This window comes from Pseudomonas sp. HY13-MNA-CIBAN-0226, assembly GCF_040310305.1.
GTDB lineage: Bacteria > Pseudomonadota > Gammaproteobacteria > Pseudomonadales > Pseudomonadaceae > Aquipseudomonas > Aquipseudomonas gregormendelii.
Map to the genome: position 1 here is coordinate 1 of NZ_JBEOPS010000585.1, position 240 is coordinate 240.

The window sequence follows — 240 nt, forward strand, 5'->3', positions numbered from 1 at the left end:
GACTTGAACGGCTTTGCCGCCAACCTGCAGGTCGCGCACAAAGTGGTCGACCTGATGCGCCCGTTGCTGGGCAAGTCCGCCGCCGACCTGCTCCCCACTATCGACAGCGCGCTCAACGCCTTCGACACCGAACTCAACGGGCTCAAGGTGAATGACCGCTACCCAACCTACGACAAGGTTACAGCCGATCAGCGCAAGCAGATCGCCGACAAGGCCAAGGCACTGGCCGTTGCACTCGAT

1 pseudogene is annotated in these 240 nt (G+C 61.7%); it reads left to right on the forward strand.

From position 1 onward, the window contains the following. Nucleotides 1-240: pseudogene (locus tag AAEZ05_RS30015) on the forward strand (iron uptake system protein EfeO); the annotation flags it as partial.